The 24,555-nt window shown below is 62.8% G+C and carries 21 protein-coding genes; 3 read left to right on the forward strand and 18 right to left on the reverse strand.

The genetic code is table 11. The annotated features are described in order from the left end of the window. Positions 1-65: 65 nt before the first annotated feature. From ACEN9O_RS15320 to ACEN9O_RS15330, 3 genes are all read right to left on the reverse strand, one after another. Positions 66-971, reverse strand: a complete 906-nt coding sequence (locus ACEN9O_RS15320; protein WP_495618367.1) for a DNA-3-methyladenine glycosylase 2 — start codon at positions 969-971, stop codon at positions 66-68. Further along, positions 968-1,858: a DMT family transporter gene (locus tag ACEN9O_RS15325; protein WP_495618368.1), complete on the reverse strand. Its 891-nt coding sequence runs from the start codon at positions 1,856-1,858 to the stop codon at positions 968-970. Before ACEN9O_RS15325 ends, ACEN9O_RS15320 begins: the two co-directional genes overlap by 4 nt. 151 nt (positions 1,859-2,009) lie before the next feature. Then, positions 2,010-3,032: an XdhC family protein gene (locus ACEN9O_RS15330; protein WP_495618369.1), complete on the reverse strand. Its 1,023-nt coding sequence runs from the start codon at positions 3,030-3,032 to the stop codon at positions 2,010-2,012. A gap of 43 nt (positions 3,033-3,075) precedes the next feature. Here ACEN9O_RS15330 and ACEN9O_RS15335 point away from each other — a divergent pair, with 43 nt between their 5' ends. Further along, entirely contained in the window at positions 3,076-3,207 is a 132-nt protein-coding gene (locus tag ACEN9O_RS15335) for a hypothetical protein (RefSeq protein ID WP_256367505.1), read from the forward strand. Positions 3,208-3,221: 14 nt separating this feature from the next. Here ACEN9O_RS15335 and ACEN9O_RS15340 read toward each other — a convergent pair whose 3' ends face one another. From ACEN9O_RS15340 to ACEN9O_RS15410, 15 genes are all read right to left on the reverse strand, one after another. Beyond that, positions 3,222-3,614, reverse strand: coding sequence for a surface-adhesin E family protein (locus ACEN9O_RS15340; protein ID WP_495618370.1), 393 nt, complete (start codon positions 3,612-3,614; stop codon positions 3,222-3,224). A 15-nt stretch (positions 3,615-3,629) separates the two neighbouring features. Beyond that, positions 3,630-4,727, reverse strand: coding sequence for a M48 family metallopeptidase (locus tag ACEN9O_RS15345; RefSeq protein ID WP_495618371.1), 1,098 nt, complete (start codon positions 4,725-4,727; stop codon positions 3,630-3,632). Between the two features lie 22 nt (positions 4,728-4,749). Beyond that, positions 4,750-5,199, reverse strand: a complete 450-nt coding sequence (dut, locus tag ACEN9O_RS15350) for a dUTP diphosphatase (protein ID WP_495618372.1) — start codon at positions 5,197-5,199, stop codon at positions 4,750-4,752. Then, on the reverse strand, positions 5,200-6,423 hold the full coding sequence (gene coaBC / locus ACEN9O_RS15355) for a bifunctional phosphopantothenoylcysteine decarboxylase/phosphopantothenate--cysteine ligase CoaBC (RefSeq protein WP_495618481.1): 1,224 nt from the start codon (positions 6,421-6,423) through the stop codon (positions 5,200-5,202). A gap of 18 nt (positions 6,424-6,441) precedes the next feature. Further along, positions 6,442-6,945, reverse strand: coding sequence for a signal peptidase II (gene lspA / locus ACEN9O_RS15360; protein ID WP_495618373.1), 504 nt, complete (start codon positions 6,943-6,945; stop codon positions 6,442-6,444). Positions 6,946-7,071: 126 nt separating this feature from the next. Next, positions 7,072-9,939, reverse strand: a complete 2,868-nt coding sequence (gene ileS / locus ACEN9O_RS15365; RefSeq protein ID WP_495618374.1) for an isoleucine--tRNA ligase — start codon at positions 9,937-9,939, stop codon at positions 7,072-7,074. A gap of 65 nt (positions 9,940-10,004) precedes the next feature. Continuing rightward, complete coding sequence (locus ACEN9O_RS15370; protein WP_495618375.1) at positions 10,005-10,976, reverse strand: bifunctional riboflavin kinase/FAD synthetase; 972 nt, start codon at positions 10,974-10,976, stop codon at positions 10,005-10,007. Positions 10,977-11,170: 194 nt separating this feature from the next. Further along, positions 11,171-12,394 (reverse strand): tetratricopeptide repeat protein, encoded by a 1,224-nt coding sequence (locus tag ACEN9O_RS15375; protein WP_495618376.1) that lies wholly within the window; start codon positions 12,392-12,394, stop codon positions 11,171-11,173. Positions 12,395-12,465: 71 nt separating this feature from the next. Beyond that, positions 12,466-12,897: an ExbD/TolR family protein gene (locus tag ACEN9O_RS15380; protein ID WP_199538691.1), complete on the reverse strand. Its 432-nt coding sequence runs from the start codon at positions 12,895-12,897 to the stop codon at positions 12,466-12,468. A gap of 60 nt (positions 12,898-12,957) precedes the next feature. Beyond that, positions 12,958-13,386 carry an ExbD/TolR family protein gene (locus ACEN9O_RS15385; protein ID WP_353403241.1) on the reverse strand — a complete coding sequence of 143 codons (429 nt, stop codon included), beginning with the start codon at positions 13,384-13,386 and terminating at the stop codon, positions 12,958-12,960. 6 nt (positions 13,387-13,392) lie between these two features. After that, complete coding sequence (locus tag ACEN9O_RS15390) at positions 13,393-14,286, reverse strand: MotA/TolQ/ExbB proton channel family protein (RefSeq protein ID WP_495618377.1); 894 nt, start codon at positions 14,284-14,286, stop codon at positions 13,393-13,395. Between the two features lie 83 nt (positions 14,287-14,369). Beyond that, the gene (locus ACEN9O_RS15395) at positions 14,370-15,029 is read right to left on the reverse strand and encodes an energy transducer TonB (RefSeq protein ID WP_495618378.1); all 660 of its coding nucleotides are present in this window, start codon (positions 15,027-15,029) and stop codon (positions 14,370-14,372) included. Positions 15,030-15,535: 506 nt separating this feature from the next. Then, positions 15,536-17,074, reverse strand: a complete 1,539-nt coding sequence (locus ACEN9O_RS15400; protein WP_495618379.1) for a SpoVR family protein — start codon at positions 17,072-17,074, stop codon at positions 15,536-15,538. An 11-nt stretch (positions 17,075-17,085) separates the two neighbouring features. Then, positions 17,086-18,354 (reverse strand): YeaH/YhbH family protein, encoded by a 1,269-nt coding sequence (locus ACEN9O_RS15405; protein ID WP_495618380.1) that lies wholly within the window; start codon positions 18,352-18,354, stop codon positions 17,086-17,088. Between the two features lie 110 nt (positions 18,355-18,464). Continuing rightward, positions 18,465-20,387, reverse strand: coding sequence for a PrkA family serine protein kinase (locus tag ACEN9O_RS15410; RefSeq protein WP_116990439.1), 1,923 nt, complete (start codon positions 20,385-20,387; stop codon positions 18,465-18,467). Positions 20,388-20,894: 507 nt separating this feature from the next. Between ACEN9O_RS15410 and ACEN9O_RS15415 the strand changes: the two genes are divergently transcribed. Together ACEN9O_RS15415 and ACEN9O_RS15420 are read left to right on the forward strand one after the other, a co-directional pair. Beyond that, positions 20,895-21,902: an adenosine deaminase gene (locus ACEN9O_RS15415; RefSeq protein WP_495618381.1), complete on the forward strand. Its 1,008-nt coding sequence runs from the start codon at positions 20,895-20,897 to the stop codon at positions 21,900-21,902. 113 nt (positions 21,903-22,015) lie between these two features. Continuing rightward, the gene (locus ACEN9O_RS15420) at positions 22,016-24,553 is read left to right on the forward strand and encodes an ABC transporter permease (protein ID WP_495618382.1); all 2,538 of its coding nucleotides are present in this window, start codon (positions 22,016-22,018) and stop codon (positions 24,551-24,553) included. The last annotated feature ends 2 nt before the right edge of the window (positions 24,554-24,555 follow it).

The raw sequence follows: 24,555 nt of genomic DNA on the forward strand, positions 1-24,555 counted from the left end.
GCATACTCCTTCACGGTAAGGCATGCAGCGTAAAGCCTGACGCGGCGTCAGGCTCAAGCAAAATCTTACTCAGGATCGCGCGGATGCAGGCTGGCCCACAGGTGGGCGGCGGCCATGGTGCGGTGAGGGCTGTAGCGGGCCAGGATTTTCTCGGTGCGCGGCATGTCCGGCTTGGTCTCTTCGCCCAGCAGGTGCTGCAGCGCGGCGCGGATCGCGACGTCGCCGTGCAGCGAACAGTCGGCGTAGCCATAGCCGCGCAGCAGGCCGTAGTTGACGGTCCACGGGCCGATGCCCTTGACCGCCAGCAGCGCGGCCGACACCTGTTCGATGCTGTTCGACGGCGACAGCTCCAGCGGCAGCTCGCCGCTGGCGACCAGGCCGGCGAGGCGCAGCAGCGTCTCCGCCTTCGCGCGCGAGAATTTACGGCTGGTCAGGTCATCGATCTGCAGTTTGGCCGCGTCGGCGGCGGCCGGGTAGCACCACAAGCCGCTGCTGTGCTGGCGGCCGGCCTGCAGGATGAAGGTGCGGCGCAGCGCAATCGCGAACGACAGGTTGATCTGCTGGCCGATGATGGCCCACGTCAGCGCCTCGAACACGGTGGCCGATTGCACGATGCGCAGGCCCGGTTGCGCGCGCGTCAGCGGTCCGAACATCTTGTCTCCGGCGGCGAAGGTGATGAACGGTTCGGGATCGATGCGCAGGCCGAGGATGCTCAGCGCCGCCTCGCGCACCTGCTCCTGCGCGGCCTTGGACAGCTTGCCATCCGCATGCACGGTGCAGCTGGCGCTGGTGGGCGCGACGGGATGGTCGGGCACGATCTCCAGCACCACCGGCACAGCGGCGATCAGCATGCCCTTGCGCAGCCGTTCGGGGCTGACTTCCTCGGCCACGCTTTCCGCATCGCGGCTGTGGAAGGCCAGTACATCGTGCAGCCGGTAGTTGGCCGGCAGCGGCAGGGTGAAAGGCTTCACGCCGTCCTGGCCTTGTTCAGGAAGCCGAAGCCGGGACGGAAGCCCGTCACCAGCGCGGTGCCGGTGATGACGATGGCGGCGCCGACGAAGGTGTACCAGCCCACGCTCTCGCCGAGGAACAGCATGCCCCACAGGATGCCGAACAAAGGGCTGAGGAAGGTCACCGTCAGCGCCGACGACGGGCCGACGTCCTGGATCAAACGGAAGTAGATCAGGTACGCCACGCCGCTGCACAGCACCCCGAGCGCCAGCACCGCGCCCATGATGCCGATGGTCGGCTCGCCCGGCGCCGGGAAGAACGGCAGCGCCGGCAGCACCAGCAGCGTCGAGGCCCACATCGAGCCATGCGCGTTGGAGAACGGTTCGACCGCCTTGGCCTGCTTGGCGTAGTTGCTGGCGATGCCGTAGTTGAAGGACGCGAACAGCACCGCCGCGATGGCGATGCCGGCGCCGGGCTTGGTGGTCACGTGGTCGAAGCCGACCAGCAGCGCCACGCCGCAGGCGCCCAGCAGCAGGCCTAGCATCACCTTGGCGCTGACCATCTGGCGGGTCCAGACGGCGGCGATCAGCGTGCCCCACAGCGGCGTGGTGGCGTTCAGCACCGCCAGCAGGGAGGCCGACAGCGTGCGCGCGGCGAAGGCGAACATCAGGAACGGCAGCGCGGAGTTGAACAGGCCGAGGATCAGGTAATGCTTCCAGTGCTGGCGCAGGTCCAGCGGCTTTTTCAGCGCCAGCGCGATGATCGCCAGGAACAGCGACGCAAACAGCACGCGGTACTCGATCAACACGGCGGCGCCCAGCACCGGTGCGGCGATGCGCATGAACAGGAAGGAGCCGCCCCAGATGGCGGCAAGGAGGATCAGGCGGAACAGGTTGGCGGTACTCATGCGGATTCCAGTCGTTTTATGGTGCGCTATTGTCCCGTACCACGCGGGCCATGGGCTAGCCGGTTCTTGCTTTTGAATTCTCTTGCTTTACCCCGCAACCCGCAAGCCGGGGTCGGACCCCGCATGGGGTCCGACCCCTTCGGGTGAGGGGTTACGTCGCGTCGATACGCACCACGCAGGCATTCTCGCCGGGCATGCTGGGCGTGGCCGCGTGCGGGATCAGCATCGCCGTCGGCACGCCGTTCTTAATCGCGGTCATCTCGGCCAGGATGGAGATCGCGATCTCGGAAGGCGTCTTGCTGCCGATGTAAAGGCCGATCGGCCCGTGCAGGCGCGCCAGCTGTTCCGGCGTCAGGTCGAACTCCAGCAGCCGCTCGCGGCGCTTGCCGTTGTTCAGGCGCGAGCCGATCGCGCCGACGTAGAACGCGTCCGACTTCAGCGCCTCCATCAGCGCCAGGTCGTCCAGCTTGGGATCGTGGGTCAGCGCGACCACTGCGCTGCGGCGGTCCAGCTGCAAGGCCAGCACGATATCGTCCGGCATGTCGTGCACCAGCTGCACGCCGTCGACCTGCCAGCCGGCGCGGTATTCCTCGCGCGGGTCGCAGACGATGACGTGGTAGTCCATCGCGGTGGCGATCTGCGCCAGGAAGCGCGACAACTGGCCGGCGCCGATGATCAGCAGCCGCCAGCGCGGGCCGTGCAGGCTGACCATGGCGCGCTCGCTGACCTGCATCTGCGCGCCCGGCGCGGCCTTGGACAGTTCCACCTCACCGCTGTGCAGATCCAGGCGGCGCTGCACCAGTTCGTGCCGCTCCAGCCGTTCCAGCAGTTCGGCCACGCGGCTGCGCGCCGACAGCGGCTCGATCGCCAGCTCGATGGTGCCGCCGCAGGGCAGGCCGAAACGGTGTGCCTCGTCGGCGGTGATGCCGTAGCTGACGATCTCCGGCACGGTGCGGCGTATGCCCTCGTCGCGCACGCGGGCGATCAGGTCGTCCTCGATGCAGCCGCCGGAAACGGAGCCGATCACCGTGCCGTCCTCGCAGATGGCCAGCGTGGCGCCGACCGGGCGTGGACTGGAGCCCCAGGTCTTGATGACGGTGATGAGTTCGCAGCGGCGGCCGGCGGCGATCCACGCGGCGCTGGTTTTAAGTACTTCGAGGTCGATGCTGTCCATGGATGGAATATACTACGGCTCTCTAAAGCTTGCAGGAACTGCCATGACCACTCCCAAGGAAGACGACGGCTCGCCTAAATTCGGCCGCCTGCTGATCGTGCTGATACTCGCCGTGCTGCTGTGCGCGGGCCTCACCTGGCTGATGGGGAATGTGTTCCCTAATTTTCCGAACTAAGTTCCCCAACTAAGTCACTTGCACACGGCGGCCAGCGCGTTGTCGAACGGGCTGTCCGGGACGATGTCTTCCGGGTTGAACTTCTCGTATTTGTAGTTTTCGACCGGCTCGCCCTTGCCCATGGCTTCGGGATAGAACACCTGCGACAGCAGCACGGTGGTGCGGTCTTCGCAGGAGTACAGGTGCAGCGCCTTGACCGAGCGGTAAGGCTTGCCCTCGGGCGTGGTCTGCGGCTTGCCGAAGCTGCGCATGGACCAGACCTTGCGCGTCTTGTCGACCTTGATGATGCTGGCCTTGTCGATGTAGAAGACGCCGTCGCCGTCGCCCTTGACCCTGGCCCATTGCGCCGCCTGGGCCCAGCTGCACATCAGTATCAAGATGATTGCCAACAGGCCCGGCTTGTTCATGGTGGTCTCTCCGTGCTACGGCACCAGCGGTTTCTTGGCCGCCTGCTTGCCCTTGATCTCGGCGATGGTCTTGTCGATCACCGACAGGCGGTAGTTAACGGCGGGGTGGATGGCAGTATACCCGTTTAACACCGTGGCGGGATATTGGCCGGCCAGGCGCTGCCAGAAAGCGTGCGCGTGATCCAGGCTGTAGCCGGCGCGGGCCACCATGTACAGCGACAGGTAGTCGGCCGCCGCATCGAGTTCCTGCGGCATGGGCTTGACGCCGCCGCCGGTGATCAGCATCGTCGTGTCCGGCCGCACCGCCACCAGGTTGTCGATGATGCCGCCGACCGTGTAGGCCGAACGGGTGGTGGCCGCGTGGCCCAGCACATTGTGGGCGATGTCCTTGGCCAGCACGTAGGCGATCGCCTCGTCGCTCTGCGCGAAGTTGACCATGCCGCGCGTGATCAGCACGCGCTGGCCGTCCGAGTAGGCGTTGATGTTGTCCGAGTTGCCGATGTCGATCTTGAATGCGCAGGCGCGCGTGACCGGCACGTTGAGCTCCTGGTTGCGGCCATCGCGGGCCACGATCAGGTTGAGCGACTGGTGGCCGGAGACCAGCGGGCCGAGGATGCCGGCGGCCAGGGTCTCGGCGTTCTGGCCGGTCGGCAGGGTCTTGCCGCCGGCGGCGACCAGGCCGTCGCCCTTGCGCAGGCCGGCGCGCGCGCCGCCGCTGCCGGTCAGCACGCTGGCCACTTCCAGGCGGTCGCCGTAGTTCAGCACCGCTTGCGCGGCGTCGACGAATTCGCCGGTGTAGGAGTATTTGTTCTTGGCCGTGAAGCCGAGCAGGTTGCGCGCCTGCGTGCGGCACAGGTCCGCGTTGTTGATCAACAGCGGACCGGCGATGCGGTACAGGCGGTCCTGCAAGGCCACCATCTGGCTCAGGGCATCGCGCGCGGCGGCCATCTTGGCGGTGACCACCGGCGCTTCTTCGGTGAACACGCGGGCCACCACCGGCTCGGTGGGCGCGGGCGCCGGTTTGGATTGGAAGGTCGAGCAGGCCGGCAGCAGCGCTGCCGCCGCCAACAGGGATAATGAGGCGAATTTATTGATCTTGTTCTGCTGGACCATCCCGGGTCTCCGTATGTTTTTGTTAGTGTTTGCCGGTGCTGCCAAAGCCGCCTTCACCGCGTTCGCTGTCGCCGAATTCCTCGACCACGTTGAAACCGACTTGCAGCACCGGCACGATGATCAGCTGTGCCAGGCGTTCCATCGGGTTCAGCGTGAAGGCGCTGTGGCCGCGGTTCCAGGTCGAGATCATCAGCTGGCCCTGGTAGTCGGAGTCGATCAAGCCTACCAGATTCCCCAGCACGATGCCGTTTTTGTGGCCCATGCCGCTGCGCGGCAGGATCATGGCGGCGTAGCCCGGATCGGCGACGTGGATCGCCAGGCCGGTTGGAATCAGCACGGTCTGACCGGCTTCGATCACCATGGGCGCATCGATGCAGGCGCGCAGATCGAGGCCGGCGGAACCTGGCGTGGCGTAGGCCGGCAGCTGGTCTTTCATGCGCGGGTCGAGGATTTTGACGTCGATGTTTTTCATTTAATTGGCAAATAAGGAGTGCTGGGAGATCCGTTTCGAGATCTCCGAAATCAGTTGGCGCGCAAGCGTCAGCTTGTCGGCGCGCGGCAGTATGGTGTGGCCGTTTTCATCGAACAGGATGATGGTGTTGTCGTCCTGGCCGAAGGTGTGGTGACCGATATTCCCCACTAGCAGGGGGATGCCTTTTTTCTCGCGCTTGTCGGCGCCGAACTGGATCAGGTTTTCCGATTCGGCGGCGAAGCCGACGCAGTAAGGATAGCCGGCCAGCGTGGTGCGCGCGGCGACGCCGGCGAGGATGTCCGGGTTCTGTTCGAACTTCAGGTCCGGCACCGAGCCGTCCGGGTTCTTCTTCAGTTTCTGTTCGCTGGAGTTGGACACGCGCCAGTCGGCCACCGCCGCCACCGCGATGAAGATGTGCTGGTGGTCGACATTGGCCATCACCGCGTCGTGCATCTGCAGCGCGCTTTGCACGTTGATGCGCTGGACGCCGAACGGCGCCGGCAGCGCGGTGGGGCCGGACACCAGCACCACCTCGGCGCCGGCTTCGCGCGCGGCGCGCGCCACGGCGTAACCCATCTTGCCCGAGGACAGATTGGTAATGCCGCGCACCGGGTCGATCGGCTCGAAGGTCGGGCCGGCGGTGATCAGGATGCGCTTGCCCGCCAAAACCTTGGGCTGGAACGATGCGATCAGCTCTTCGAGCAGCTGCGCCGGTTCCAGCATGCGGCCCATGCCCACTTCGCCGCAGGCCTGATCGCCGGCGGCCGGGCCGAAGATGACGATGCCGTCGTCGCGCAGCTGCTGCGCGTTGCGCTGGGTGGCGGGGTTCTGCCACATTTCGACGTTCATGGCCGGCGCCACCAGCAGCGGCACCAGGCGCGGACGCGCCAGGCACAGGGTCGACAGCAGGTCGTCGCAGACGCCGTGCGCCAGCTTGTACATGAAGTCCGCCGAGCAGGGCGCGACCAGGATGGCGTCGGCGTCGCGGGTGACGTCGATGTGGGCCATATTGTTCTCGACGCGCGGATCCCACTGGCTGCTGAACACCTTGTTGCCGGACAGCGCTTGCATGGTGACGGCGGTGATGAAGTGGGTGGCGGCGTCGGTCATCACCACCTGCACCGAGGCGCCGGCCTTGGTCAGCGCGCGGCACAGTTCCGCCGCCTTGTAGCAGGCCACGCCGCCGGACAGGCCGAGGACGATTTTCTTGCCGGTCAATTCCATCATGATGTGCTGCCCCAGTTAGCGGTTCACCCGGCGCAGTTCATCGAGGATGAACAGCGCCGCGCCGATGCAGATGGCCGAGTCGGCGACGTTGAACGCCGGGAAGTGGCCAAATCCGCTCCAATGGAAATCGAGGAAGTCGACCACGTGGCCATACAGCACGCGGTCGATGACGTTGCCGATGGCGCCGCCCAGGATCAGCGACAACGCCCACGAGAACATGCGCTGGTTGCCGTGCTTTTTCAGCAGCACGATGATCCACGCCGCCGCGCCCAGCGCGATGGCGGTGAAGAAGTAGCGCTGCCAGCCGCCGCTGTTCTGCAGGAAGCTGAACGCCGCGCCCCTGTTATAGGCCAGCACCAGGTTGAAGAAGGAGGTGATGACTTTCTCTTCACCGAGCTGGAAGGTCTTGGTGATGGTGATCTTGGAGAGCTGGTCGAACAGGATGACGATGGCGGCGATGCCCAGCCAAGGCGTCAGGCTGGCCGAGGATTTGGTCGGAAAGATTTTTTTGGTGGCCATGGGTTGTTCAAATTGGTTCTAAGCGGCTAGCTCCGTCATCCCCGCGCAGGCGGGGATCCATGCTGAGCGTCCGCCGCAAGCTCAGTATGGGTTCCCGCTTGCGCGGGAACGACGGCGGGTCATATCTTAAGCGAACTTGCGTTTTTCGCCTGCACCGAACAGATTGCTGTGGCAACGGCCGCACAGGGTAGGGTGGTCCGCATGCGAGCCGACGTCGGCGCGATAGTGCCAGCAGCGCTCGCACTTCCCGGCCGCCGAGGCGCTCACTTCAACCGCTTCTTCCGCTTCGCTCGCCACCTGCACCGCCTTGGCGGCCGAGGTGATGAAGACGAACTTCAGGTCGTCGTCCAGGCTGGCCAGCAGCTGGTACTTGTCGCCGGCGGCCTTGATGATCAGCTCCGCCTGCAGCGAGGAGCCGATCGCGCCCGAGGTGCGCACGTCCTCCAGCTGCTTGGTGACGTCGGTGCGGACCGCGCGCAGGGCCGTATACTTGGCCAGCAGCGCCGCCGCGTCGGCAGCTTCCGGCAGCTTCCACCAGGTTTGCGTGAAGATGGTTTCGTCGCTGGCCTTGTAGGCTTCTTCGCCGGCGAAGATCGCCCACGCTTCTTCCGCCGTGAACGACAGCGCCGGCGCCATCACGCGCAGCAGGCTTTGCGTGATGTGCCACAGCGCGGTCTGCGCCGAGCGGCGCGCGTGCGAGGTGACGGCCGTGGTGTACAGGCGGTCCTTCAGCACGTCCAGGTAGAAGCCGCCCAGGTCTTCCGAGCAGAAGTTCTGCAGCTTGGAGTAGATAGGCTGGAATTCATACTGCATATAGTGCTCGGCGATTTCCGCCTGCAGCGACGCCATGTTGGCGACGGCGTAGCGGTCGATCTCCAGCATGTCGTTGATCGCGACCGCGTCCTTGGCGGCGTCGAAGTCCGACAGGTTGGCCAGCAGGAAGCGCAGCGTGTTGCGGATGCGGCGATAGGCCTCGGTCACGCGTTTGAGGATCTCGTCGGAGATCGACAGTTCGCCGGTGTAGTCGGTGGTGGCCACCCACAGGCGCAGCATGTCGGCGCCCAGCTTGTTCCAGACGTCCTGCGGCGCGATGGTGTTGCCGAGCGACTTGGACATCTTCTTGCCTTCGCCGTCGACCACGAAGCCGTGGGTCAAGAGGGCCTTGTACGGCGGGGCGCCGTTCAGCATCGAGGACGTCAGCAGCGAGGAGTGGAACCAGCCGCGGTGCTGGTCCGAACCCTCAAGATACAGGTCCGCAGGGAACGCCGACTGCTCCTTGTGCGAGCCGCGCAGCACGGTCTGGTGGGTCGAGCCGGAATCGAACCAGACGTCCAGCGTGTCCTTGTTCTTTTCGTAGATGGCCGCTTCGTCGCCGATCAGGTCTTTCAGGTCCAGCGCCAGCCAGGCGTCGATGCCGCTCTTTTCGATCAGCTTGGCCACCTGTTCCAGCAGCTCCGGGGTGCGCGGATGCAGCGCGCCGGTTTCCTTGTGGACGATGAAGGCCATCGGCACGCCCCACTGGCGCTGGCGCGACAGGGTCCAGTCGGGACGGTTGGCGATCATGCCGTGCAGGCGCGCCTTGCCCCAGTCCGGGAAGAACTTGGTCTCGTCGATGCCTTTGAGCGCGGTTTCGCGCAGCGTGTGGCCGCCGTCCTTAGGCTTCACATCCATGCCGGCGAACCACTGCGAGGTGGCGCGGTAGATGATCGGCGTCTTGTGGCGCCAGCAGTGCATATAACTGTGGTCGAACATCTTCACTTCGAACAGCGCGCCCGCTTCCTTCAGCGCGTTGCAGATCGGCTTGGAGGCTTCCCAGATCGTCATGCCGCCGAACAGCGGCAGCGACGAGGCGTATTTGCCGTCGCCCATCACCGGGGTGAGGATGTTCTCGTCCTTCATGCCATGCGCGCGGCAGGAGATAAAGTCATCCAGGCCGTAGGCTGGCGCCGAGTGGACCACGCCGGTGCCGCTTTCGGTGGTCACGTATTCGGCCAGGTACATCGGCGACAGGCGGTCGAAGAAGGCGTCCGAGGCGTGCAGCGGGTGGCGGAAGCTGATGCCGCCCAGCGCCGCGCCGTGGCAGGTGGCGATGGTGGTGCCTTCGAGCTTGTAGCGCGCCAGGCAGGCTTCCACCAGGTCCTGCGCCAGGATCAGCAGCAAAGGCTGGCCGTCACGCTCGGTCTGCACCAGCGAGTAGATCACTTCGGCGTTGACGTTCAGCGCCTGGTTGGACGGGATGGTCCACGGCGTGGTGGTCCAGATGACGATGAAGCCGTTCTCGGTCGGCAGCTTGTCCAGGCCGAAGGCGGTGGCCAGCTTGTCGAATTCGGCGAACTTGAAGCCGACGTCGATGGCCGGATCGCGCTTGTCCTGGTATTCCACTTCGGCTTCGGCCAGGGCGGACTGGCAGTCGAAGCACCAGTTGACTGGCTTCAGGCCGCGGTAGACGTAGCCCTTCTCCAGCAGCTGGCCGAGGGCGCGCAGTTCGTCGGCCTCGTTAGAGTAGTTCATGGTCAGGTAAGGGTTCTGCCATTCGCCCAGCACGCCCAGGCGGATGAAGTCCTTGCGCTGGCGGTCGACCTGCTCCAGCGCGTAGGCGCGGGCCTTGGTCAGCACTTCAGCGGTTGGCAGGTTTTTGCCGTACAGTTTTTCGATCTGGATCTCGATCGGCATGCCGTGGCAATCCCAGCCCGGCACGTAGGGTGCGTCGTAGCCGGCCATGCCGCGGGCCTTGACCACCATGTCTTTCAGGATCTTGTTAACGGCGTGGCCAGTGTGGATGTCGCCGTTGGCGTACGGAGGACCGTCGTGCAGGATGAATTTAGGACGGCCGGCGGCGGCCTTGCGCACGCGCTCGTAGATCTTCTTGTCCTGCCACTCCTTGACCCAGTTCGGCTCGCGCTTGGCCATATCGCCGCGCATCGGGAATGGGGTTTCGGTCATGTTGACCGGGTATTTGCTTTCAGGCTTCTTTGCAGATTTGTTATCGGACATGGTTATCTTCAGTGATTTTTATTCGGGGAGTTCTGTGTAGCCGGCGCGCGTAGCTGGTCGCGCGGTTAAATTCGGTCGGTGGCGGTGGTGGCGCCGTCGCGCTCTTTGAAGTACTCGCGCGCGATGGCGGCGTCGCGGTCGATGGCGGCGGTCAGCGTCGGCAGGTCGACGTATTTTTCCTCGTCGCGTATCTTGTGCAGGAACTCGACGCGCACCTGTTTGCCGTAGCAGTTCTGGGCGAAGTCGAACACGTGCACCTCCAGCAGCACGCGGCCGCTGTCGTCGACGGTGGGGCGCACGCCCAGGCTGGCGACGGCGGCCAGCGGCCGGTCGGCCAGGCCGTGCACCTGCACGATGAAGATGCCGGACAGCGCGGGACGGTGCGGCACGCGCAGGTTCAGCGTCGGGAAGCCCAGCGTGCGGCCCAGCTTCTGGCCGTGGATCACGTGGCCGGAGATCGCGTAGGGGTGGCCCAGCAGCGCCTCGGCGTGCGCGAAGTCGCCCTCGGCCAGCGCGGCGCGCACGGCGGAGGAGGAGATGCGGGTGCTGCCGTTCATCACGGTGGGCAAGGTTTCGACGTGGAAGCCGTAGTGGCGGCCCGCTTCCAGCAGCATCTGGACGTTGCCGGCGCGGCGGGCGCCGTAGCAGAAGTCGTCGCCGACCATCAGCCACTTGACGTGCAGGCCCTCGACCAGCACCTTCTCGGTGAATTCCTGCGGCGTGAGCGCGGCGAACGGCGCCGAGAAGTGCTCGACGATGACACGGTCGATGCCGTTGTCGGACAGCGATTGCAGCTTGTCGCGCAGGTTGGCGATGCGCGGCGGGGCTTTCGACAGGTCGCCGGCTTTATGGGCGAAGAATTCGCGCGGATGCGGTTCGAAGGTCATCACGGCCGCTTCCAGCCCGAGGCCCGAGGCGGCCGCACGCACGCGGCCCAGCAATGCCTGATGGCCAAGGTGGACACCGTCAAAGTTGCCTATCGTGAGCGCGCAGGGCGCACGCGCCGCTGCATTGGGTAGACCTCGAAATACCTTCATGGGAATCTGGGGGAACTGTCGCTAAATGGAGGATTATACGGTTTGTTTGAGATAGCCGACAGTTAACCCGTAAAGCGGCCCGTTCTGGGGTCGGACCCCGGATGGGGTCCGACCCCGCCTTGCCGGGTCATGCATAAAAAAAGCGCTGTCCGGCGCGGGGCCGGACAGCGCTTTATGCGCATCGCAATCCCGAATTACATCGGGTGGTTGATGACCAGGGTCCAGTAGCGGGCCAGTTCGGCGGTGCCGTCCTTGCCTTTGACCGATTTCAGGGTGGCCAGCGCGGCAGGCTTCTTGCCGGCGTTGAACTGGGCGATACCCTGGTGCAGCTTGACGGCATCAGGATTTTTCGCGGTGCCCAGCTTCACAGCCTGGTCCAGCAGCGCCAGGCCCTTGTCGGCCTTGCCTTCGGAAACCAGCGCATAGCCCATATTGGCCAGCGCATCGGCGTCCTTGCTCTTGACGGCTTCCGCTTCCAGCGCGGCTTGCTTGGCGTCGAACTCGGTCTGGGTCTTGGCGGCCAGGTCTTTCAGGCGCTGGTGGCGGGCGGCGTCGGAGCCGGTGCCCAGCGCGCCTTTTTTGTAGCCCTGGTCGATGATCTTGATCGCTTCGGCAGGGTCACCCGCCTGCAGCGCCAGCTGGGACATTTCCATGTACTCGCCCGGCTTGCTCAGCAGGCCGTTGGCCAGGCGCAGGCGCAGCACGTCCAGCGACAGCGTCGACGAGAAGCCAGGCTTGCCGGACACGCGGTTCAGCAGGTCGGCCCAGTAGCTGGTCTTCGGATAGGAACCGGCCAGTTTTTCCAGGGTCTGGACATAGCCTTCCTTGTCGTTCTGCTTCAGCTGGATATTGGCCAGCATTTGCAGCGACGCTTCCGAGCCGGCTTTCGACGATTGCAGCTCCTTGGCCGCTTCGGCGTACTTGCCGCTGATGTAGTAGGTCTGGATCAGCAGTTCGTGCATCTGGCCGTCGCTCGGGTTGTCTTTCAGCGCGCGCTGGATCCAGGTGATGGCTTTTGGATAGTCCTTGGCGCGGTAGTAGATGCCGGCCAGGGCCTGGGTGAATTTCGGTTGTTCGGCAGGCGAGAGCTTGCCGGAGTTGATCACGGCTTCGAAGGCCTTGGCGGCGGCGTCGTTATCGCCAGCGGCTGCTGCGGCCGATGCGCGGGTGCGTTCGATCAGATAGGATTCGTGGGGCGACTTGCCACCGACAGCATCGGCTTCCTTGAGTTTTGCCAGTGCTTCTTTATTCTTGCCTGCCGCAGCCAGTTTCTGTGCTTCCTGCAATGGTTTGCCGATTTCAGCGCGCACCGCGTCGGCCGCGTAGGCAACCGAGGAGAGACCTGCCAGAGGAGCTGCTGCTGTGAAACCAATAGCGGCCATTACCAGGCCGAGATGAGCGAGACGAAACTTGGTCATGGGTAAGTTTTCTTTCATCAAAATGCGAAATAGGCAGGAATGGTCCTGCCTATTGTTGAACATAGAACTGATTATTGGAACTGTTCGTTGCCGACCAGGCCAATCTTGGTCACGCCCAGACGTTGGGCCGCAGCCATCACGCCTGCCACGACTTTGTACGACACCAGCTTGTTCGGACGCAGATGCACTTCCGGTTGGTCTGGTTGCGCTGCGACGTCGGTCAGTTTCGCTTCCAGGGTGCCGCGGTCGGGAACGACAGCGTTATCCCACAGAATCGTACCGTCGAAGTCGACGTCAATCGTAATGACCACAGGTTCCTTGACTGGCGGCGGCGGGGTGCCGACCGGCATGTTCAGGTTGACCGAGTGGTTGGCCTTTGGAATCGTAATGATCATCATGATAATCAGCACCAGCATCACGTCGATGAGGGGCGTCATATTCATTTCCATCATTGGTTCCGGGTCCGCGCCACCGCTGGCTGGGGAGCCGACATTCATACTCATGGTGTTTCCTTTTAAGAAGGGCAGGCCCCGGACTGCGGGCCTGCGATGCACTAGAGGGGATTAACCCTTGTCAGGCGGTTCGGTGATGAAGCCGACCTTCTGAATACCAGCGCGCTGGGTGGTGTAGATAACCTTGCCGATTGCTTCGTAGCGTGTTTCTTGGTCGCCACGTACATGGACTTCCGGCTGAGGCAACTTCACTGCTTCCACCTTCAGATTGTCGAACAACTCATTCGCGTCGCGCATCCTTCTCTGATTCCAGTAGATGTCGCCATCCTTGCTGACAACGATGTTGACATCTTCCGGCTTGGTCTGGATAACCTGGTTGGCTTCTTCTGGCAGCTTGATCTTGATCAGCTTCAGAACAACCGGGCTCGTGATCAGGAAGATAATCAGCAGAACCAACATGATGTCCACCAGGGGCGTCGTGTTGATTTCTGACATGACTTGATCTTCGTCTCCGCTATCGGAGCCTACGGACATCGACATGATTAATTATCCAATCTTTTTAGCGCCGGCGGCACGGCCAGCTTCGCTGGTGGACATCGCGCCCGAGATCAGTACCGAGTGCACGTCAGCGGAGAACGAACGCACGTCTTCCATTGCGGCTTTGTTACGACGTACCAGCCAGTTGTAACCCAGAACGGCAGGAACCGCGACGAACAGACCGAAAGCGGTCATGATCAGCGCTTCACCCACTGGACCTGCAACCTTGTCGATCGATGCGTTACCCGACATGCCGATGGCGATCAGTGCATTGTAAATACCCCAAACGGTACCGAACAGACCGATGAACGGTGCGGTCGAACCCACGGTTGCCAGGAACGACAGGCCGTCTTGCAGACGCGACTGAACTTTGTCCACAGCGCGCTGGATCGACATCGTCACCCAGGTCGACAGGTCGATTTGTTCCAGCAGGGCGCCGTCGTGGTGCACGGTGGCCTTGGTGCCGGTTTCAGCGATGAAGCGGAATGGCGAGCCGTCTTTCAGGGCTGCCGAACCAGCAGCGATCGACGATGCTTTCCAGAACTTGGCCGAGGTTTCTTTCGACTGCTTGAAGATCTTCATCTGGTCGATCAGCTTGGTGATGATGATGTACCACGAACCCATGGACATCAGCGACAGGATGATCAGGGTGCCGCGCGATACGAAACCACCGTTCCAGACAGCTTCGAAGCCGTAAGGATTGTCCACTTCTTCTTTGCCGCCCTTGGCAGCTGGAGCTTCTGCTGCTGGTGCAGGTGCGGCTGCCGCATCCGCTGCTGGTGCCGAAGCGGCGGCCGAGGCTGGCGCGTCAGCGAAGGCTGGGGCGCTAACCAGGGCGGTGGCTGCGGTCACGGAAAACAGCACAGCGGCCAGTACAGCGGACAAACGGGTATTCTTAAACATGCTTCCTCCAAATTGATAAAATAAGATCGCTGAACTATTTGACAACGAAATCACAAATATGAGACTGAAGACTCGGTCTCGGTTTAATCCAGCGACCAGACGTACTGCACTGGCTGCCACTGCTGCTCCGGCTTGCCATCGACCATGGCTGGCTTGAACCGGCACTTACCCAAGGCGTTTTGAGCTGCCTTGTCCAGGTCGCGGAAGCCCGAGGACTTCGTGACTTTGGAATCCATCACAGAACCATCGACGCCAATCAGGAACGACACGGTGGTGACACCGGTTTCTTCATTACGCAGCGAGGTTTTCGGATAATCAGGCTTGGCGCAGGTGCTCATGTCAGCCACGGCTGGCGTGCGCACCGATTTTGCCGGACCTGGCGTCGCCGCCGGCGGAGCCGGAGGCGCTTTCTGGATCTCGGTCGTCGCAGGTTTCACGTTGGTCGCGTTAGCGATCGTGTTTTGCGGCGGCGGAGGCTGCTGCACATTCACCTCAACTGGGGGGATGAAAGGCGGTGGTGGCGCTTTCATCTCTGGCGGAGGTGGTGGCGGGGGGAGTTCTTTCGGTGGTGGAGGTTTAACCTCCTCGATGATCTTGGTCTCCACTGGTGCGATCATCTTGCTCACCAGACGTTTACCCAAGCCCGTCACGATCCCATAAGCAACCAGGAGGTGCAACAAAACGACAATGGTAATGCCTGTAAAGTTCTTCCCGGTGCTTTTCTCGTTGTGCGTGAAATTCATGCCTGCTTTCTCCAATACCAACTCTTTTTGTTGCTACTAAACCCCAAAATGGCGACATAAAACAACAGCCGCATCCGGGACGTCGGCGAATTATACATACGAATTCTTGATTTTACATAGAATTTTCATCCCTAAAACCGGTTAAATTTCATAGGGTTTTCCTATGTGATAGCGCTCTCTTTGCACCGTTCTAGCCCAATTTGCAAGACTGTCCGGGGCAATTTTGGGGCGGAACGCACCACGACATTACTTAGTTTTCCCTTAAGCCCAAAAACGGAATTTTATGCGCGTAATTTTACTACTAACAATTGATAATTTGGCCGCAAAAGTTTCTTTTACGAAATTCTTGCGGCAGGCATCTTGCAAGTCAGTGACGAAAGTTGTTGACTTCTGGCCTGCGGCATGCATTTTTTAAAAAAACCGGGGTCAGAGCAGTGCCTCTGACCCCGATTCATCCCTTGCAAGAGCCATGCCCGGGACCGGAAAAAGCGCTATATATATGTCACTCAACTTCCGCGCGCCCGTTTCTCCCGTTTCACCTCCAGCGAACTGATGATTTCTCCGCTCGGCCCCACCGTTTCCAGGTGCACGTCGAAGCCCCACAGCCGGGCCACGTGCTTGAGCACCTCGCCGGCCTGCTGGTTCAGCGGCCGCCGCTGGAACTGCGTGTGGCGCAGCGTCAGCGCGCGGTCGTCGCGGGTGTTGACCGACCAGACCTGGATGTTCGGCTCACGGTTGCCCAGGTTGTACTGCTCGGCCAGCTGCTGGCGGACGTAGCGGTAGCCCAGGTCGTCGTGTATGGCGGAGATTGCCAGTTTTTCGTTATTGTCGTCGTCCAGTACGGCAAAGAAATGGAATTCGCGGATCAGCTTGGGCGACAGGTACTGGGCGATGAAGCTCTCGTCCTTGAAATTGCGCATTGCGAAATCCAGCGTCTTGCGCCAGTCGCTGCCGGCGATGTCCGGGAACCATTCGCGGTCCTCGTCGGTCGGGTGCTCGCAGATGCGGCGGATGTCGGTCATCATGGCGAAGCCCAGCGCGTACGGGTTGATGCCGCTGTAATAGGGGCTGTTGACCGGCGGCTGGTACACCACGTTGGTATGGCTCTTTAAAAACTCCATCATGAAGCCGTCGCCCACCACGCCCTCGTCGTACAGCTGGTTGAGGATGGTGTAGTGCCAGAAGGTGGCCCAGCCCTCGTTCATCACCTGGGTCTGGCGCTGCGGGTAGAAGTACTGCGAAATCTTGCGCACGATGCGCACCATCTCGCGCTGCCAGGGTTCCAGCAGCGGCGCGTATTTCTCGATGAAGTACAGCAGGTTCTCTTCCGGCTCGGGCGGGAAGCGCGGCGCCACCTTTTCCTCTTCCTCTTCCTCGCGGCGGGGCAGGGTGCGCCACAGGTCGTTGATCTGCGACTGCACATAGGCTTCGCGCTCCTTCTGCCGCGCGCGCTCTTCCATCATCGACAGCTTGGCCGGCCGCTTGTAGCGGTCGACGCCGTAGTTCTGGATCGCGTGGCAGGAGTCGAGCAGCAGCTCGACCGCGTCGATGCCGTGGCGCTGCTCGCACTCGGCGATGTAGTTCTTGGCGAACACCATGTAGTCGACGATGGCGTCGGCGTCGGTCCAGGTGCGGAACAGGTAGTTGCCCTTGAAGAAGGAGTTGTGGCCGTAGGCCGCGTGCGCGATCACCAGCGCCTGCATGGTCAGGCTGTTCTCCTCCATCAGATAGGCGATGCAGGGATTGGAGTTGATGACGATCTCGTAGGCCAGGCCCATCTGGCCGCGCTTGTAGCCTTTTTCGGTCGACAGGAAATGCTTGCCGAACGACCAGTGGTTGTACGATACCGGCATGCCGACCGAGGTGTAGGCGTCCATCATCTGCTCGGCGGTGATGATCTCCAGCTGGTTGGGATAGGTGTCCAGCCCGAAGCCTTCGGCCACGCGGCGGATTTCCTGGTGGGCCTGCTCGATCAGTTCGAACGTCCACTCGGACTGTTCGGGCAGGGCGCGCGGATGGCGCGGCTTGGCGGTCATATCATTCATTGTTCGGCTGCCTATTTAGGCTGTTTCTTGAACAGTTCACGGAACACCGGATAGATATCGGCCGGCGTGACGATCTTCTGCATCGCGAAATGCGGGTGATGGTCGGGGATCTGCGAGTATTGCTCCCACAGGTTTTGCGGCGGCCCGTCGGTAATCTCCACGTAGGTGTAGTACTGCACCTTGGCCATGATGGTATTGACCAGCAGCTGGCGGCACAGTACCGAATCGTTGTCCCAGTTGTCGCCGTCGGAGGCCTGGGCGACGTAGCTGTTCCAGCTGCCGGCGCCGTAGCGCTCGTCGATGATCTTGTCGAGCAGGTGCAGCGCCGACGACACCACGGTGCCGCCCGATTCGCGCGAGTGGAAGAACTCCTCCTCGTTGACCTCGGCCGCGGCCGTGTGGTGGCGGATGAACACCACCTCGATCTTGTCGTACACGCGCTTGAGGAACAGGTACAGCAGGATGAAGAAGCGCTTGGCCGTGTCCTTGCGGGTTTCGTCCATCGAGCCGGAGACGTCCATGATGCAGAACATCACCGCCTGCGTCATCGGCTTGGGTACCTTGATGCGGTTGCTGTAGCGTAGGTCGAACGGGTCGATGAAGGGGATGGCCAGCAGCCGCGTGTGCAGATGGTGGATCAGCTTTTTCAGCTCCACCACGCGCGGCGCGTCCAGCGGCTCACCGTCCAGCAGCAGTTCCTCCAGCTCGCGCTCGGCCTCGATCACGCGCTTGCGCGAACTGCCGCCGACCGCGATGCGCCGTCCCAGGGCCCCGCGCAGCGAGCGCAGCACGTGGATGTTGGACGGCGTGCCCGACATATTGTAGCCGGCGCGCTGGTTCTTGAACTCGGTGGTGGCGGTCAGCTGGGTCTTGACCAGGTTGGGCAGCTCCAGGTCTTCGAAGAAGTAGTTCATGAATTCTTCGCGCGACAGCTCGAAGATGAAATCGTCCTCGGTCATCTGGTCGCTATTGCCGGCCTTGCCGCGGCCAGCCCCGCCGCCGCCCTTGGGACGGTTGATCAGGTCGCCCTTGAGGTATTCCTGGTTGCCGGGGTTGATGGTTTCCCACACGCCGCCGTGGGCGTGGCCGAACGAGGGCTCGCCCACGTCCTTGACCGGGATGGAGACTTTTTCGCCGTTCTCAATATCCGTGATGGAGCGGCCCTTGATGGCACGTCCCACCGCGTCCTTGATCTGGGCCTTGTAGCGCCGCAAGAAGCGCTCGCGGTTGACCGCAGACTTGTTCTTGCCCTGCAAACGTCGGTCGATGAGGTAAGTCAAAAGATGCCTCCTGCTACTATTTATACCCGCACGGCCTGGCGGGGTCTGACCCCACGGGGTCAGACCCCTAAGTGGTGCGCACGCGTGTCGCTAAAAGCATGCGGGGCTGCTTAAGACGACTTCCTCACACGCAAATACCATTCGCACAGCAGCCGCACCTGCTTGGCCGTATAGCCTTTCTCCACCATGCGGGCGACAAAGTCGGCGTGCTTGTTGGCGTCTTCGGCGCTGGCCTTGGCGTTGAAGGAAATCACCGGCAACAGTTCCTCGGTGTTGGAGAACATCTTCTTCTCGATCACGGTGCGGAACTTCTCGTAGCTGGTCCAGGCCGGATTCTTGCCGCCGTTGTTGGCGCGCGCCCGCAGGCCGAAGTTGACGATCTCGTTGCGGAAATCCTTGGGATTGGAAATCCCGGCCGGCTTCTCGATCTTCTCCAGCTCGTTGTTCAGCGACTCGCGGTCGAAGCTCTCGCCGGTGTCCGGATCGCGGTATTCCTGATCCTGGATCCAGAAGTCGGCAAAGGTCACGTAGCGGTCGAAGATGTTCTGGCCGTATTCCGAATACGATTCCAGATAGGCGGTCTGGATTTCCTTGCCGATGAACTCCACGTATTTCTGCGCCAGGTGTTCCTTGATATACGAGAAGTACTTCTGCTCGGTCTCTGGCGGGAACTGCTCGCGCTCGACCTGCTGCTCCAGCACATATAACAGGTGCACCGGATTGGCCGCCACTTCGGTGTTGTCGAAGTTGAAGACCTTGGACAGGATCTTGAACGCGAAGCGCGTGGACAAGCCGTTCATGCCCTCGTCGACGCCCGCATAGTCGACGTACTCGTGCATGGACTTGGCTTTCGGATCGGTGTCCTTGAGGTTCTCGCCATCGTAGACCAGCATCTTGCTGAAGATGCTGGAGTTCTCCGGGTCCTTCAGCCGCGACAGGATCGCGAACTGCGCCATCATCTTCAGGGTTCCGGGCGCGCATGGGGCCTGGTACAGCGAGGAGTTGGCCACCAGCTTGTCGTAGATCTTGATCTCGTCGGTCACGCGCAGGCAGTACGGCACTTTGACGATGTAGATACGATCAAGGAAAGCCTCGTTGTTGCGGTTGTTCTTGAAGGTCTTCCACTCCGACTCGTTCGAGTGCGCCAGGATGATGCCGTCGAACGGAATCGCGCCGAAGCCCTCGGTGCCCTTGTAGTTGCCTTCCTGCGTGGCGGTCAGCAGCGGGTGCAGCACCTTGATCGGCGCCTTGAACATCTCGACGAATTCCATCAGGCCCTGGTTGGCCAGGCACAGGCCGCCCGAGTAGCTGTAGGCGTCCGGATCGTCCTGCGAATAATCTTCCAGCTTGCGGATGTCGACCTTGCCGACCAGCGAGGAAATATCCTGGTTGTTCTCGTCGCCCGGCTCGGTCTTGGAGATGGCGACCTGCTTGAGCACCGACGGGTAGCGCTTGACCACGCGGAACTGGTTGATGTCGCCGTTGAACTCGTGCAGGCGCTTGACCGCCCACGGGCTCGGAATGTTGCGCAGATAGCGGCGCGGGATGCCGTAGTCCTCTTCCAGGATCACGCCGTCCTCTTCCTCGTTGAACAGGCCGAGCGGCGATTCATTCACCGGCGAGCCTTTCAGGCAATAGAAGGGCACGTGCTCCATCAGCGACTTGAGCTTCTCGGCGATCGACGATTTGCCGCCGCCCACGGGGCCCAGCAGATACAGGATCTGCTTGCGTTCCTCCAGCCCCTGCGCGGCGTGGCGGAAGTAGGAGACCACTTGCTCGATCACTTCCTCGGTGCCGTAGAACTCGCGGAACGCCGGATAAATCTTGATGACCTTGTTCGCGAAGATGCGTGACAGCCGCGTGTCGTTGCGGGTATCGACCAATGTCGGTTCGCCGATGGCGGCCAACATGCGCTCCGGAGCGCTGGCGTAGGTAAGTCGATCTTTTTTGCAAAGTTCGAGATACTCCTTCATGGACATCTCTTCTTCTTTGGTCCGTTCGTACCGTGCGGCGTAGTTGTCAAAAATGGTCATTTGGATGTCCTTTAATGTAAACCTGCTTGTCACGGGTCACCGGCAGTTCGCCTGCCCTGGCCCTGGTCCGTGCATACCCTTTGCTTTATTATTTTTCTTCTTATTTATACGTCGCCAGCTTCTTTTTTATGGCACGGATTGCCCGTGCCGGTGAGCTGGCTTTATGGCCGGTTGGCGGCTTTTATGTGTTGGCCGTAACGCTTCTTACGTCTATGAAATTGATTATTGCGCTATTGGTGCCGGAAGTCAAAAGATATGTCGTAATATGGTTAATACTCTTTCGTAACTAATTGATTAATAAGATTATTTTTAAGAAAATTTGTGATCTTTTCGTGAATTTCAAGGGCATTTTTTTGCGCTTTTATGCCACAGTATCACGCCTGCGCGCGCTGTGCTGATCGTGCCGCAAACAGATAAATTTTGCCGCAACTTGGCCGCCGCTGTCGCACTCTCGCCGCATGCGCTAAGATGCGCTGATCCCGCTCACTGTCACAGGAAAAAATAATAATGTTGAACGAACAATTGCGCACCGTTGTACAGCGGATGCCCAAGGCCGAACTGCACATCCACATCGAAGGTTCGCTGGAGCCGGAGCTGATCTTCGCGCTGGCCCAGCGCAACCAGGTCAAGCTGGCCTACGGTTCGGTGGAAGAGCTGCGTGCCGCGTACGCGTTCACCGATCTGCAATCCTTCCTCGACATCTACTACGCCGGCGCCAGCGTGCTGTTGCAGGAGCAGGACTTCTACGACATGACCGCCGCCTACCTCAAGCGCGCCGAGGCAGACAATGTGCGCCACACCGAAATCTTCTTCGACCCGCAGACGCACACCGCGCGCGGCGTGCCGATCAAGACCGTGATCGACGGCATCCACCGCGCCTGCCAGGACAGCCCGGTCAGCGCCACGCTGATCCTGAGCTTCCTGCGCCACCTGTCGGAGGAGGACGCCTTCGCCACGCTGGAAGAGGCGCTGCCTTACCGCGACAAGTACATGGGCATCGGGCTCGATTCGTCCGAGGTCGGCAATCCGCCGGAGAAGTTCGCGCGCGTGTTCGCCAAGTGCCGCGAGCTGGGCTTCCACCTGGTCGCGCACGCGGGCGAGGAGGGCCCGCCGGCGTATATCGAGACCGCGCTCGACGTGCTCAAGGTCGAGCGCATCGACCACGGCGTGCGCTGCCTGGAAGACGCGGCGCTGACCCAGCGCCTGGCGCGCGAGCAGGTCGCGCTGACGGTGTGCCCGCTGTCCAACGTCAAGCTGTGCGTGTTCGAGCGCATGGAGCAGCACAACCTGCTGCAGCTGCTGGATGCCGGCATTGTCGCCACCGTGAACTCGGACGACCCGGCCTACTTCGGCGGCTACATGAACGCCAACTTCGTCGCCACCTTTGAGGCCTTGCCGCTGGGCCTGTCCCACGCGCAGCGGCTGGCGCGCAACAGCTTCTCGGCGGCCTTCCTGCCGGCCGAGCAGAAGCAGAAGTTCCTCGATGAAGTCGACGCGTATTTCGCCGCCCTGTAACGTCATTCCCGCGCACGCGGGAATCCACAGACCGTATCCGAAGCCGGCTCAGCATGGATTCCCGCCTGCGCGGGAATGACGTGCGGCGGCTGCCGTGACAAGGAAAGACTCCCATGCTCAAACTCGCCTTGAAGATGACGGCACGCGACTGGCGCGCCGGCCAGCTGCGCTTTTTGCTGATCGCGCTGACGGTGGCGGTGGCTGCCTTGTCCGCCACCGGCTTCTTCATCGACCGCCTGCGCAGCGGGCTCGATCGCGACGCCCACCAGCTGCTGGGCGCCGACGTCGTCATCAGCGCCGACCTGCCGGTCAACCCGGCCTGGCGCGCCGAGGCGGCCAGGCGTGGCCTGCTGATGACCGACACCATCAGCTTCGCCAGCATGGCGCAGGCGGGCGAGGGCGAGCAATCGATGTCGCTGCTGGCGTCCTTGAAGGCGGTCGGCCCCGGCTACCCGCTGCGCGGCCAGCTGAAGATCACCACCAACCCCGAACAGGCCGAGCAAAGCTACGGCACCGCGGCCAGCGGCGTGCCCGCACCCGGCACCGTGTGGCTGGACGCCGGCCTGCTGGGCGGCCTGAAGACCGCCATCGGCGGCCGCATCAAACTGGGCGACAAGAGCTTCACGGTGGCGCAGCTGATCGCCTCCGAGCCCGACCGCGGTGCCAACTTCCTGGCCTTCGCGCCGCGCGTGATGTTCGCGCTGGAAGACGTGGAGGCCACCAACCTGATACAACCCGGCTCACGCGTGTCCTACCGCCTGCTGCTGGCGGCGCCATCGTCGCTGAAGAACGGCGCGGCCGTCGCCACAGCCTATGAACAATGGCTGCAGGCGCAGATCAAACAAAACAATATCAAGGGCGTGCGCGTCGAGTCGCTGGAAAACGGCCGGCCCGAAATGCGCGCCACGCTGGACCGCGCCGACCGCTTCCTGTCGCTGGTCGGCCTGCTGTCGGCGATGCTGGCGGCGGTGGCCGTGGCGATGGCCGCGCGCCGCTTCATGCAGCGCCACCTGGACGCCTGCGCCATGCTGCGCTGCCTGGGCCTGACGCAGAACGAAGTCACGCTGATGTACCTGATCGAATTCCTGCTGGTCGGCCTGGCCGGCAGCGCGATGGGCGTGGCGCTCGGCTTCGGCGGCCACTACGTGCTGCTCGAAGTGCTGGGCAAGCTGCTCTCGGCCAGCCTGCCGGCGCCGACCCTCTACCCGGCGTTGCAGGGCGTGGCCACCGGCATGCTGCTGCTGGCCGCCTTCGCGCTGCCGCCGATACTGCAGCTGCGCAAAGTGCCGCACAACCGCGTGATCCGCCGCGAGCAGGAGCCGCCGCAGGTGACCGCGCTGGCCACCTACGGCCTGGGGCTGGCCGGCTTCGTCGCGCTGCTGCTGTGGCAGGCGGGCGACGTGCAGCTGGCCTTGTACACGGCGCTGGGCTTCCTCGGCGCCTTCGCGCTGTTTGGCCTGGTGGGCTGGGGCGCGCTGGCCGCGCTCAAGCCGCTGCGGCGCGCGATCAACCATCAAAGCTGGCGCTTCGCCATCACCTCGCTGCAGCGCCGGCCCGGCGCCACCGTGGTGCAGATCGTCTCGCTGGCGCTGGGCATGATGGCGCTGCTGGTGCTGACCGTGGTGCGCGGCGACCTGATGACGGCCTGGCGCAACGCCACGCCGCCGGACGCGCCCAACCGCTTCATCATCAACATCCAGCCGGAGCAGGCGGCTGATATCGGCAAGCGCCTGCAGGCGGCGGGCGTGAGCTACGCGCCGCAGTATCCGATGATACGCGGCCGCCTGACCGCCGTGAACGGCAAGCCCGTCACCGCCGACACCTACACCGACGACCGCGCCAAGGGCCTGGCCGACCGCGAATTCAACCTGTCGACCATGGCGCAGATGCAGGCCGAGAACAAGATCAGCGCCGGCCGGTGGTTCGCCGACAAGCCCGGCGCGCCGGAAGCCTCGGTGGAGGAGGGCATCGCCAAGACACTGAGGTGGAAGCTGGGCGACAAGCTGCGCTTCGATATCGCCGGCACGCCGGTGGACGCCACCATCACCAGCCTGCGCAAGCTGGAGTGGGGCTCGATGCGGGTCAACTTCTTCGTCATCATCAACCCGGCCGCGATGACGGAAGTGTCGCAGAGCTGGATCACCGCTTTCCACCTGCCGCCAGGGCAGGGCGCGGTGATGAACGCCCTGACGCGCGACTATCCCAACCTGACCATCGTCGACGTCGGCGGCCTGCTGCGCCAGGTGCAGGCGGTGCTGGACCAGGTGGTGACGGCGGTGGAATTCCTGTTCGTGTTCACGCTGGCCTCCGGCGTGCTGGTGCTGTATGCCGCGCTGATGGGATCGCAGGACGAACGCACCCGCGAGGCCGGCCTGCTGCGCGCGCTCGGCGCGACCCGCAAGCAGCTGTCGCAGGCGCAGCTGATCGAGTTCTCGTTGGTGGGCGCCTTGTCCGGCGTGCTGGCGGCGAGCGGCGCGGCGGCCATGGGCTGGGCCCTGGCCACTTACCAGTTCAAGTTCGCCTGGAGTTTCAGCCCGGTCGTGTGGCTGGTCGGCCTGGTGGCGGGCGCGCTGTGCGCCATCGCCGGCGGCTGGCTGGGCCTGCGCAACGTGCTGCGCCAGCCACCGCTGCAAACGCTGCGCGAAGCCTAGAG

The sequence above is a fragment of the Duganella sp. Dugasp78 genome, assembly GCF_059491455.1.